The organism is Sporosarcina ureae, assembly GCF_002082015.1.
GTDB classification, from domain to species: Bacteria; Bacillota; Bacilli; order Bacillales_A; family Planococcaceae; genus Sporosarcina; species Sporosarcina ureae_A.
On sequence record NZ_CP015109.1, the window covers coordinates 594,842 to 606,944 of the forward strand.

Sequence of the window (12,103 nt, forward strand, 5' to 3'; positions counted from 1 at the left end):
TCTTATTCTTGAATCCCCAATTCTTTCAATAACTTCTGGCGTTCTTCCTCGACATTGAAATCATTAGGTTTGTCGGATTTCTCATTCTTTTTATCGCGCTTGTTAAACCATTCGGGAACTTTTTCTTCCCTAGTGGTCTTTCGATTTCTAGGCGTCGTTTTCTTCCCTTCTTTAAGCCACTTCATGTATTGATCATGTTCTTCTCTCGATAACTTCAAAGCTGTTTTCGCGTCATTCACTTGTTTATTCGCCCAATGGGAAGCAATGCGTTCGACAAAACTGCTCGTGATTTTGCCATCATTACGTAACATCACATATTGAAGCAAGACATTGACGACACCTACTGGGAACTTATGCAAATTAATTAGCCGTTCAGCAAGCTGAATGTCTACAAGGAACGGTTCTTTCTTGCTCACTTTACGCAACATTTCTTTTGGCGGAGTATGTTCTAGATAAAACAATAGTTCTTCGTCACGACTCATATTTTCTTTTGGTACTTCTTCGACGACCGGTTGCGTGAACACCGACTGTAATTTAGGCGGTTGCTTGGACGTATTCATCTTATAAAACTCGGCAGCTGCCTTGCGTACTTTTTCTTCCGTCAGCTGATGATTTTCATCCATCGCAATCATCACGACTTTTTGCATATCGAGTGGACTGAGTGAATATAAGAAAGCTAGCATGGCAATCATTTCCTGAGAAATAGTGCGCAAAGAAGCTTTAGGAATCATTTGTTCTGACAGACCGTTATAGAATAAATCAAAATTGAAATTTGCTACATAAAACGGTATGCCAGGAGGTTCACTCTTTCCTTGAAAATGCATTCCTGCAGTCAATTCCATCGCTTGATCGCCTCTTGCTGGTTTATAGACATCTAAAAATGTGCGAGATATATCTTGGTACTCATCTTTCGCAATCGGCTCCTCTAGAAATCGGCCACGTAACTGACGATACGGTTGCTCTCCGATTTTACTGAACAAAAACGTGGATAGAAGCGGATCACTGAAGAATGAAGGCGCATCAAGTGGCGGTAATAATTCGTAAATAAATGATCGTTTATCTATTTCTTGCTTTTTCTTATACGTACGCAATAATCCAATAGCTTCCAATGAAATCCTCGCTTCAAAAATGGCTTGAAGTGGAAATGAAGACATATTCATTAAATAATAGTGGGTGTGCTCTTGCGGTTCTCTGCTTTCCGCATCCGTCCAAAGGGTCATAAACAAACTGACCGCTTCAGGACCGATCAGTGGCTGATAAAATAGCGTCAGCATCTGTCGGTCATACGCAGAGAACGGATGAGCTAATTTCACTTCGAAGGAATCGACAGGCTGCAACTCAGTAAAAAGCATGTTAACTCTCGCCTCCCCTTCTAGATCAACATCTTACTCTTGTTCATCTTTCCTGTTTTGCAATTGTTGCAACTCATCAATAAAGACCGTGATGTCTTTGTAGTGGCGGTAAACAGACGCAAATCGTACATACGCAACCTCGTCCACGTCCACTAATCGTTCCATCACCATTTCGCCTACTTGTTCTGAATCTATTTCGACATTTCCTGAGCTTCTTAGTTCTTTTTCGATAGAACTAACGATTTCTTTTAAATGCTCGATCGGCACTGCGCGTTTTTCACAAGCGCGAATCAATCCTCTCAGCAACTTTTCACTGCTGAACTCTTCCCGGGTCTTATCTTTCTTTACGACAACTAACGGAGAGTGCTCCACTTTTTCAAATGTCGTGAAACGATAACTACATTTTTCGCATTCACGTCTTCGTCGAATGGAACGGTTTTCTTCCGCAGGCCGTGAATCAATCACGCGTGTTCCGTTGTAGTGACAAGCTGGACATAACATAGTTCGTTCCTCCGCATATTCATTAGTACTTTTCATTATAACAGAAACTGTCCATACAACAACAAAGGGACATAGAAAAGCACTTCATCCCGTGAGATGAAGTGCCGATTCATTCATTTATGAAGTGACTTTGTCAGTTAGTGCTGTAGCGACTTTTTTCGCCAATTGCACAACACGAGCTGAATAACCCCACTCATTATCATACCAAGCAAGCACTTTGATTTTACGATCGCCCATGACTATAGTAGATAGTCCGTCAAGCGTTGCGGATTCAGTAGTCGTATTGAAGTCAATTGATACAAGAGGTTCTGTAGTATAGCGAAGAATCCCTTTCATCGGGCCTTCTGCCGCTTTACGGAACGCGTTGTTCACTTCTTCAACTGTTACATCTTTTTCTACGTCCACTACCAAGTCCACAAGGGAAACATTCGGTGTCGGAATACGTAATGCCAAGCCGTGAATCTTTCCTTCAAGTTCAGGAAGTACAAGAGATAAAGCTTTTGCAGCACCTGTTGAAGTGGGGATAATGGATTCTCCGCAAGAACGTGCACGGCGTAAATCTTTATGTGGGTTGTCCAAGTTCTTCTGATCATTCGTATAAGCATGTACAGTTGTCATTAAGCCGTTTACAATACCGAATTCATCATTCAATACTTTAGCAACGGGTGCTAAACAATTCGTTGTACAACTCGCATTCGAAATGACACTATGTTTGTTCACATCTAATTTCTCGTCATTTACTCCGATTACAACCGTTACATCCTCATTTTTACCTGGAGCTGTTAAAATTACTTTCTTTGCTCCCGACTCCAAATGAAGTGCCGCTTTATCACGTGAGTTGAATACACCTGTTGATTCTATCACGATCTCTACGCCAAGCTCTTTCCATGGCAATTTCGATGGGTCACGTTCTGAAATAAGTTGTACACGTTTGCCGTCTACGACGATCGCATTTTCATCTGCAACAATTTCACCATCGAACACTCCGTGTGTTGAGTCATATTTCAAGAGATGTGCAATCGTTTCAGCTGGATATGTCGCATTGACAGCAACTAGATTAACATCGTCTTCCTTGATAATCTGGCGGAATACCATCCGTCCAATACGGCCGAGTCCGTTAATTGCAATTTTTGTAGTCATTAAAGGGATCCTCCTGCATGTATGTTATACTTTATATCCTTAATCGTTCATTAGTATAACACATTTTATCATTATGCCAACACTATAACACATTAAAATTATAAATTAATTCCCCACACTCATGATCTCGGTACAGCTTGCCAGTTTTCAAGGATGGCATCCAGCTGTTTTTCAGTTTCTTCCACTGTGTCGTTATTGTGAATAACCGCGTCAGCGCCTTGTTCTTTCACGCGCATATCCAACTGGGATGTGATTCTGGCATCTGCTTCCGCTTCTGTCAATTCATTGCGAGCCATCAGTCTCTGTTTTTGGATTGGCTTGGTGACCGAAACGACTATAATCTTTTCCACATAGTCTTGAAGCTTACTTTCAAACAATAAGGGAATGTCCATAATCACAGTTTGATAGCCTTGAGTTAAATAGTCTTCTTTTTGACTGACCATTCGCCCTCTGATGGCAGGATGCATCAATTCATTTAATTGTTGTCGTTTCATTTCATTGCCGAAAATAATTGCGCCAAGCTGTTCGCGATTCAGTGTACCATCTTCTCGTAACACCTCTTCACCAAATGTCTGTTGAATCTTTTTCAGCAAAGAACTACCTGGCTCTACGACTTCCCTCGCGATGACATCCGCATCTACAATAGGGTAACCTTTTTCACGCAACATATTCGCTACCGTACTTTTCCCACTCGCTATACTTCCTGTCAATCCGATGATCACGTTCATCACTCCTTATTTTTGGCAAGCTGGACAATAGACAGATGTTCTGCCCGCAATTTGCTTACTTTTAGTCGGTGTGTCGCATGCTACGCATGTTTTTTTACCGTACATATGCAGTCGATCTTGCATCGTTCCTGCGTTGCCGTTAACTGAACGGTAATCAGATATTGTACTGCCTCCTGCATCGATACTTTCTTGCAAAACACGTACAATTTCTTCAAACAATAAAACTTTACGCTTCTTGCTGATGCGTTCCGCTGTACGACTCGGATGGATCTTCATATGAAACAGAGCTTCGGTAGCATAAATATTGCCGCATCCCGAAATCACTTTGCCATCCATGATCACTTCTTTAATCGGTTTTCGTTTATACTTCGGAGTTTCTGCCATCGATAAAAAATGATCCAGCGCTTCTTCAGAGAAAGGTTCAGGTGCCATTTCTAACAATGGCGGAAAATCTTCTTCCGTCTGTAGCAGGCGCATTTCACCGAATCTTCGTATATCCGAATAGATGAGTAATCCGCCGTCTTCCATTTCCAAAAAGACATGGGCGTGTTTTCGAAACTTGTCTTCAGTAATTTCATCAGGAGAATTTACGACAAACCAAGCGCCCGTCATCCCCAGGTGGCTGACGAGCAAGTATGGTTGATGTTCTTTTACTAAATGAAAATATATATATTTACTGCGACGCACAATTTTCTCGATGTGCATATTTTCCATGCCGTCAAGAAAGTCGTCCACCGATTTCCCTTTAATAATCGTTTCTTTTCCAGCTGTTTTAGAAATGACGACGGTATCCGATACAGATAGCTGCTTCACCGTACGCCCTTCTACGAGCGGTGCGAGATCTCGCACCACTCCTTCTACTTCCGGTAGTTCTGGCATGTATATCACTCACTTTGTTTCGTACCAAGACTTGCCATAATTCCAATCGACTTTCAACGGCACATCGAGTTGAATCGTTTGTTCCATGACTTCCGGTACGATTTCTTTTAACTTCTCCAACTCTTCCATAGGCGCTTCAAAGATCAATTCATCGTGTACTTGTAGCAACATACGTGCTTGCATTTGTTCTTTTTCTAGTCTGGCATCCATATCAATCATCGCTTGTTTAATGATGTCCGCCGCCGTTCCTTGGATCGGTGTATTCATTGCCGTACGCTCGGCAAAACCTCGTAAGTTGAAATTCGAACTCGTAATGTCCGGCAAATAACGTCTGCGTTTCAATAATGTCGTCACATAGCCTTTTTGCTTGGCGTCAATAATACTGTCATCCATATACTGTTTGACGCCCGGGAAGCTCGCCAAATACGTATCGATAAATTCCCCCGCTTCTTTGCGGGTAATCGTTAAGCTTTGGGATAATCCATAATCACTGATGCCGTAGACAATACCAAAGTTGACCGCTTTTGCTGCGCGACGCATATTGCTATCGACTTCTTCTTCCTTCACACCAAAAACATCCATCGCTGTTTTCGTATGAATATCCGCCCCTTGACGGAATGCTTCAATTAATTTTTCGTCTTGTGAAATATGCGCAAGTACACGTAATTCAATTTGTGAATAGTCAGCCGCAAACATAATCCATTCGGTTTCTGAAGGAATGAAGGCTGCACGTATTTTACGTCCTTCTTCCAAACGAATCGGGATATTTTGCAAGTTCGGATTGATCGAGCTCAATCTACCCGTCTGTGTTAGCGCCTGCTGGAAACGTGTATGAATCTTTCCGTCTTCATGAATCTCTTTAGATAGACCTTCGATATATGTTGAATTCAACTTGCCGAGCTGTCGGTATAATAAAATATGTTGAATGATCTCATGTTCACTTTCGAGTTTCTCTAGCACATCTGCAGCTGTCGAGTAACCCGTTTTTGTTTTCTTAATAGGTGTCAGGCCGATTTTTTCGAACAGAATGACGCCAAGTTGCTTAGGCGAATTAATATTGAACTTTTCGCCAGCCATTTCATAGATTGTTTTCTCAATGACGGCTAGACGTTCCGACAACTGTTCACCAATCGTCTTCAGTACCTCTACGTCCGTTTTCACACCGGTTACTTCCATTTTCCCAAGGATCTTGGCTAACGGTAATTCCAGGTCATGGAATAAGTCACGCTGTTCATTGTCCTCCAACTGTTTGGTAACTACTGGATACAGCTCCCACACCGCATGGGCTTTTCTCGCAGTATGGTTGGCAAGTTGTTCAAGCGCCGGTACAGTCCGTTTAGCTCCTTTACCATAGACCGCTTCGTCACTTTCTACACCATGATAGCCAAATGAACGTGCGATTTCAGCGACTTCATTTGTTGAGAATGAAGGATTGACGATGTACGCCGCCAGCATGAGATCGAATTCTGCACCGTTTAGTTCCATGCCAAGTCGCGCAATTGCCGCATAGGCTGATTTGGAGTCTGAAACGTATTTACGCGTTGCATGATCCGCAATCCAGTTCCTAAAGAGATCGGATGATGTAGCCAATTCAGTCGGAATGAAGTACGTATCGGTGTCATTTGACAACCCAATACCTAAAATATCTTCAGACAAATAATTATCGCCATCGATCTCGACATGCACAGACATCGTATCCGTCAGCATGTCTGGAGTGATTTCTTCCACACTATGAACAGCGATTTTTTCTAGTGGCTGAACTTCGACCGCTACATCCATCTTTTCAAGCAATGATTTAAATTGTAACTCTTTATATAGTTGGATCACTTCTTCTTCGTTGCGTCCAACAAAGTCCAAATCATTCAATGACACGGTGATCGGAGCATGCACTTCAATTGTGGCAAGTTCTTTACTCATGAACGCTTGATCTTTATTGTTCACCAAGTTTTCTTTCATTTTCTTAGCGGTAATTTGATCGATCGATTCATAGACATTTTCTACAGAACCATATTCCTTCAATAATTTCAGTGCAGTTTTCTCACCAATTCCCGGTACGCCTGGGATATTATCGGAAGCATCGCCCATCAAACCTTTCATGTCGATGATCTGCAATGGGGCAATACCGTATTTCTCTTCGATATGTGCAGGTGTGTACTTCTCAAGGTCAGTAATGCCTTTTCTTGTGATGCATACCGTTGTCTGATCATTCGCGAGTTGCGTTAAATCTTTATCTCCTGAGATGATGACGACATCCGCTTCCGCATCACTGCACTCTCTGCTCAGTGTCCCAATAATATCATCTGCTTCGTATAGATCCAGTTCATACTGCGTGATGCCGAACGCTTCAATTAATTTGCGAATATACGGGAACTGTTCGGATAGCTCGGGTGGTGTCTTTTGACGTCCGCCTTTGTATTCTGTATACGTACTGTGGCGGAATGTTGTTTTCCCTGCATCCCATGCTACAATTACGTGTGTCGGTTTTTCATTCGCTAAGATGGTCTCTAACATCATCGTAAAACCGTATACCGCATTTGTATGAACACCCTTTTCATTCGTTAATAAAGGTAAAGCAAAAAACGCACGGTATGCTAAGCTGTTTCCATCCAATAAGACGATTTTCTTTTTCGTCAAAATTCATCCCACTCCTTTATGTTCGTCACTATAAAAAACGTCATTTTCATCTAGTTTACCACGTTTGGCAACTCTAATGAAAATGACGCACTTATGATTACTCGATATTGCCGGTTAATAGCTTGGCATATGGTGAATCTGCTGGAAGGATGATCATCGTTTCATCATCCACGACTTTCGTATACGACTGAAGTGTTCTATACAGTTTGTAGAATTCAGGATCTTTTGCATACGCGTTATTATAAATTTTGGCAGCTTCCGCCTCACCTTGCGCGGTTACGATTGCCGCTTCTTTTTTCGCTTTTGCTAACATTTCCTGCACTTCACGATCCGTTTCCGCTTCAATCTTCTGTTTCTCTGCATCCCCTTCAGAAAGGTAGGATTGGGCAGTCGAATCACGTTCAGAAATCATCCGCGTGTAGATAGATTGTTCGTTTTCTTCCGGTAAATCGATACGCTTCATACGTACATCCACTACATTGATCCCGTAATTACCATCATCTAAAAATTTATTTACTTTGGCTGTTACATCGTCATTCAAACTTCCGCGAGAAGAATCTTCATCATTGACGACATTGACATAATCTAGGCGTCCCATTTCATTTCGGACGACAGAATAAATAAATTCTTCCATTCTCGCTTCCGCGTTGACGATATTACGTGCGTTGGAAATCATTTTAGCAGGATCGGTAATATGCCAGATTGCATAGTTATCAATAATGATCCGCTTCTTATCTTTCGTATTGATTTCCGCTTCCGACACATTAGAAGTCATTCGATTTTTCGGCAACGTACTAACACTTTGAATGAATGGTATTTTCATATTGATACCCGGTTTTTCGATAATCCTAGTAATTTCACCGAATTGACGGACGACGCGGTATTCATTCTCTTTCACGATAAATAAGTTGGATAACAGAATGACAAGAATCGCAAAGACTACCGTCAGTGAGATAATTAGTTTCGTATACTTCTTCATATCAAACGCTTTTTTCGGTCGCATCTGCGTAACTTTAGGATCTGGTTCCGGTCCTGGCTTCTGTGCACTTTGTTGTTGATCAGTTTCTCCCATCTTTTTGAGAGCTTCTTCTATCTTCTTGAACGGGTTTTGTTCGTTACTCATGAAGCTTTACCTCCTTTGTCAGCTGATTTCTCCTTTTCTTCTTTTACAGGTGGCTGATCTTTTTGCAGCTGTTGAAGTGGTAAATACTTCATTGTTTCTCCGCTGTCGTTCATGATATATAGATTCGCTTTGGGTAATACTTGCTCTAGCGTCTCAATAATTAAACGTTCACGCGTGATTTCTTTATTTTTTGCATATTCATTATATAAATCACTGAATACCGCCACGTCACCACGTGCTTGTTCGATCCGTGCAGTCTTTTTCCCTTGTGCTCGGGACTTGATTGCGTCACGTTCACCGATTGCTTCTTTCGTTCTCTGGTTTTCATATTTTTTCGCTTCGTTGATCTTCGTATTTTTCGTTTCACGCGCATCCGTTACAGCGGTAAATGCTGCACGTACTTCTGCATTCGGTAATTCAACGTCTTGCAATTTTACGCCTTGTACTGCGACACCGATATCATATTTCTCTACTAAACTAGTCAATAAATCACGTGTCTTCGCTTCAATTTCCGCTTTTCCATCCGTCAATGCCGCATCAATTGTAGAACTACCGATGATGGAACGAATAGACGCAGACGCCGCATCCCTCAATATTTCAATAGGATCTTCTGCATTGAATAAATACTTCTTAGGGTCGACAATACGCCACTGCACGGTCAAATCGGTCAGAACGATGTACTCGTCACCTGTAATCATCTTCGTTTCCTTATCTACGATCTCACCCGACTTATCTTGCTTGTAACCGAAATGAATACTGTATGTTTCCTTGGATAAAATCTCCGCCTTCTGAATCGGCCAAGGCAACTTAAAATGAAGGCCTGAGTCGGTCACAGGTGCGCCAGCTTGTCCGAATGAAATAACGACAGCTTGTTCAGATTCGTCTACTGTGTACCAAGTAGTAAAGACGATCAATAAAAGTACTAATCCGGTGATAAACAAACCAAGTGTCACCAGGATCCTTTTTGTGCTCATATCTGTTCCCCCTTTTCTATGTATGACTACTGTACGGAACAGTAGTCAAGTAAGTTTCACTTTTCTTGATTATAGTTGTCCATGGGTAGGTAGTTGAATACGGAAAACAGTACCGACACCCACTTTACTGTCCACTGTGACGATGCCTTGATGTGCTTCAGCAATGTGTTTGACAATCGCAAGCCCTAACCCCGTACCGCCCGACTCCCTGCTTCTCGCACGATCTACGCGGTAGAAACGTTCAAATAAACGAGGGAGCTCTGAAGGCATGATACCAATACCTTGGTCGCGAACGGAAATTTCAATATAGTCGTCAATTTCTTCTACGGAAACCGTCACAGTTGTTTTTTCATGCGAATAGGCAATAGCATTATTCAATAAATTCACCATCACTTGCACTAACCGATCGTGATCCGCAATAATACTTACTTGTTCGGGCACATGCAAATCGATTCGCATCTCTTTTTCTTGCACTCTCTTTTGAACGACTTTGATGGATTGCTCGACTACTTCCATCACATCCACAGGCTCTCGTGTGATTTCAAAACTTCCGCGTTCCATGCTCGATAAGCGCAATAAATCTTCAATCAATAATTGTAGGCGATTACTTTCTTTATACATAATCTCCAGAAAATCACGCCTGACCACAGGATCTTCCACCGCCCCATCGAGCAACATCTCTGAAAAGCCTTTAATCGAAGTAACAGGTGTCTTTAATTCATGGGATACATTCGCCACAAAATCTTTACGTATTTGCTCGAGATGAACCAACTCTGTAATATCATGCATAATGATCACGATGCCAAGCCAATTGCCATTTTCGCCAATGACAGGCGCACCGTATACGTCTAAATGGCAAACGCCTTCTGCTAATACTACTTGGGACTGGAACGTGCGGACTTCTTCTGTTAAAAATATCGTTTCAATTTCTTTTTCAATATCTGAAGGTAACCCAATGTCTTTAAACGTTTTCCCCATCAGTTCCTCTCCATTACGCTGGAAAGTTTCTTCAAACACACGGTTGACTAAATTGACAGCGCCTTGACGTCCAAACATCAACAGGCTGCTTCCAATGCTACTGACCAATGTATTTAAACGCTCTTGTTCCATAGCGCGTAGTGCAGAGTTCCCTTGTAGTTTCTGAGCTACTTGATTAATGGAACTCGTTAGTTGATGATTGATTTCACTATCTTCATTATGCGCTCGCACTGAATAGTTCCCTTGGGCCAATTGATGCACGACACTTGTAAAGTGATCAAACGGCTTTACATACTGCTGAAGGATTTTCGCGACCACAAACATCATCACAACAAATACTAGTACGAGCGTAAATAGTAAGTACACCCAATAGGTTTGTTGTATGGTCGCATCTACATTTTTTCCAAATAAATGAAAAAATTGTCCTAAGATAATTCCTAGCACAATTAATAGTATAGATAAGATGACAGCGGATACAGTTAAAATTTTTGTGTAGTAGTACTTCATCTAGTTTTACTCTCCAAACTTGTAACCGACGCCTCTCATTGTTTTGATATAGCGCGGCTTTCTCGTATTTTCTTCGATTTTATCGCGCAGATGACTCACATGCACATCAACAATTCTAGAATCTCCTGCAAACTCATAATTCCATACCGCTTGCAGCAACTGGTCACGGGAGAACACGCGATTCGGATGCCTCATGAAATACACAAGCAACTCAAATTCCTTCGGCGTAAACTCTAGTAGTGTTTCGCCTAAATACACTTCCAAGCGTTCAGGATACACTGTCAGCTGACCCGCAACCAATTTCTTCTCTTTCGTATGGCTACGTTCACCCGTCCGCCTCAGAACCGCACGAACCCTTGCTGCCACCTCACGTGGACTAAAAGGCTTTGTCATGTAATCGTCCGCACCCATTTCCAGGCCGATGATTTTATCCATTTCCTCACCTTTAGCAGTCAACATGATGATCGGTGTTTGAATATCTTCTTTTCTCAGCATACGGCAAACTTCTATTCCGTCTATTTTCGGTAACATTAAATCCAAAATAATTAAATCAGGTTTTTCGTCCAATACTTTTTCGATAGCTTCTTCTCCATCACTCGCAAGTACCGTGTGATAGTCTGCTTGTTGCAATGTGAATGCAAGCAATTTCTGTATAGACTGTTCATCTTCCACAATCAAAATCTTTTGCTGGTTAATTTTCATTCTCAGATCCTTTCGTTTGCACTGCTTTGACAGGATGTTTTTGCGGAGCGATGACCACTACTTCTCCGCTCATAATTCGTTCTCCTTCTTGATCCGTTGCATCTACTTGGATGGTTACTTGATTAGTCTGAATATCAAGTTTCGTAATTTCCAGAAAGAATTCAACGATGGAGTAATGATAGACAGGCTTAGGGAAATGCAGTTGCTGATGAATAATATGCGCACCGGGTCCAGGCATGTGTTTAGATATAGCAGCTGTCACAATACCCGTCAACATGATGGGTGGTACTATGGGTTGTCCATAGATCGTCTCCGCTGCGTAATCATGTTGCAAATAAAGTGGATTGGCATCATTAGTCAACCCTAGGTACAACATCAAATCTTTGTCTTCAATCTTTTCGGTCAAGTGCAACCTTTCACCGATTTCTAACTCCGTGATTTCTTTTCCTATCGATTTACGTTTATTCTTCAACAAATAAACCCCTCCTGTATTTCTAAAGTCATCAATGAAAAAGCTGAAAATTACTTCAATAAGTAAATTATAACAATCCGCTCATGAAAAATCGAGCTAACATGAAAAAAGAT

General features: G+C 41.7%; 11 protein-coding genes. All 11 read right to left on the reverse strand.

The window, feature by feature from the left end:
• Positions 1–2 precede the first annotated feature (2 nt).
• The 11 genes from SporoP17a_RS02965 to SporoP17a_RS03015 all read right to left on the reverse strand — a co-directional run bounded on the left by SporoP17a_RS02965 (position 3) and on the right by SporoP17a_RS03015 (position 11,993).
• Complete coding sequence (locus tag SporoP17a_RS02965; protein ID WP_083032213.1) at positions 3–1,352, reverse strand: replication initiation and membrane attachment family protein; 1,350 nt, start codon at positions 1,350–1,352, stop codon at positions 3–5.
• 33 nt (positions 1,353–1,385) lie between these two features.
• Entirely contained in the window at positions 1,386–1,853 is a 468-nt protein-coding gene (gene nrdR / locus SporoP17a_RS02970; RefSeq protein WP_083032215.1) for a transcriptional regulator NrdR, read from the reverse strand.
• A 117-nt stretch (positions 1,854–1,970) separates the two neighbouring features.
• Positions 1,971–2,993, reverse strand: a complete 1,023-nt coding sequence (locus SporoP17a_RS02975) for a glyceraldehyde-3-phosphate dehydrogenase (protein WP_083032218.1) — start codon at positions 2,991–2,993, stop codon at positions 1,971–1,973.
• Between the two features lie 119 nt (positions 2,994–3,112).
• Positions 3,113–3,715, reverse strand: coding sequence for a dephospho-CoA kinase (gene coaE, locus SporoP17a_RS02980; protein WP_083032221.1), 603 nt, complete (start codon positions 3,713–3,715; stop codon positions 3,113–3,115).
• A gap of 12 nt (positions 3,716–3,727) precedes the next feature.
• Positions 3,728–4,600: a bifunctional DNA-formamidopyrimidine glycosylase/DNA-(apurinic or apyrimidinic site) lyase gene (gene mutM / locus SporoP17a_RS02985; RefSeq protein ID WP_083032223.1), complete on the reverse strand. Its 873-nt coding sequence runs from the start codon at positions 4,598–4,600 to the stop codon at positions 3,728–3,730.
• A 9-nt stretch (positions 4,601–4,609) separates the two neighbouring features.
• Positions 4,610–7,234 (reverse strand): DNA polymerase I, encoded by a 2,625-nt coding sequence (gene polA, locus SporoP17a_RS02990; protein ID WP_083032226.1) that lies wholly within the window; start codon positions 7,232–7,234, stop codon positions 4,610–4,612.
• Positions 7,235–7,331: 97 nt separating this feature from the next.
• Positions 7,332–8,357 (reverse strand): protease modulator HflC, encoded by a 1,026-nt coding sequence (hflC, locus tag SporoP17a_RS02995; protein WP_083032229.1) that lies wholly within the window; start codon positions 8,355–8,357, stop codon positions 7,332–7,334.
• On the reverse strand, positions 8,354–9,331 hold the full coding sequence (gene hflK, locus SporoP17a_RS03000; protein ID WP_083032232.1) for an FtsH protease activity modulator HflK: 978 nt from the start codon (positions 9,329–9,331) through the stop codon (positions 8,354–8,356). The genes hflC and hflK overlap by 4 nt, the downstream gene beginning before the upstream one ends.
• Before the next feature lie 69 nt (positions 9,332–9,400).
• Complete coding sequence (gene pnpS / locus SporoP17a_RS03005) at positions 9,401–10,816, reverse strand: two-component system histidine kinase PnpS (protein WP_083032235.1); 1,416 nt, start codon at positions 10,814–10,816, stop codon at positions 9,401–9,403.
• A 6-nt stretch (positions 10,817–10,822) separates the two neighbouring features.
• Positions 10,823–11,518 carry a response regulator transcription factor gene (locus SporoP17a_RS03010; protein WP_083032238.1) on the reverse strand — a complete coding sequence of 232 codons (696 nt, stop codon included), beginning with the start codon at positions 11,516–11,518 and terminating at the stop codon, positions 10,823–10,825.
• The gene (locus SporoP17a_RS03015; protein ID WP_083032241.1) at positions 11,508–11,993 is read right to left on the reverse strand and encodes a MaoC/PaaZ C-terminal domain-containing protein; all 486 of its coding nucleotides are present in this window, start codon (positions 11,991–11,993) and stop codon (positions 11,508–11,510) included. The genes SporoP17a_RS03010 and SporoP17a_RS03015 overlap by 11 nt, the downstream gene beginning before the upstream one ends.
• Between the last annotated feature and the right edge of the window lie 110 nt (positions 11,994–12,103).

Excerpts from the sequence above, each read along its gene's own strand:
- SporoP17a_RS02975 (WP_083032218.1), bottom strand. The coding sequence starts at position 2,993 with ATGACTACAAAAATTGCAATTAACGGACTCGGCCGTATTGGACGGATG.
- SporoP17a_RS02965 (WP_083032213.1), bottom strand. The coding sequence starts at position 1,352 with ATGCTTTTTACTGAGTTGCAGCCTGTCGATTCCTTCGAAGTGAAATTA.
- mutM (WP_083032223.1), bottom strand. The coding sequence starts at position 4,600 with ATGCCAGAACTACCGGAAGTAGAAGGAGTGGTGCGAGATCTCGCACCG.
- hflC (WP_083032229.1), bottom strand. The coding sequence starts at position 8,357 with ATGAGTAACGAACAAAACCCGTTCAAGAAGATAGAAGAAGCTCTCAAA.
- SporoP17a_RS03010 (WP_083032238.1), bottom strand. The coding sequence starts at position 11,518 with ATGAAAATTAACCAGCAAAAGATTTTGATTGTGGAAGATGAACAGTCT.
- hflK (WP_083032232.1), bottom strand. The coding sequence starts at position 9,331 with ATGAGCACAAAAAGGATCCTGGTGACACTTGGTTTGTTTATCACCGGA.
- pnpS (WP_083032235.1), bottom strand. The coding sequence starts at position 10,816 with ATGAAGTACTACTACACAAAAATTTTAACTGTATCCGCTGTCATCTTA.
- nrdR (WP_083032215.1), bottom strand. The coding sequence starts at position 1,853 with ATGTTATGTCCAGCTTGTCACTACAACGGAACACGCGTGATTGATTCA.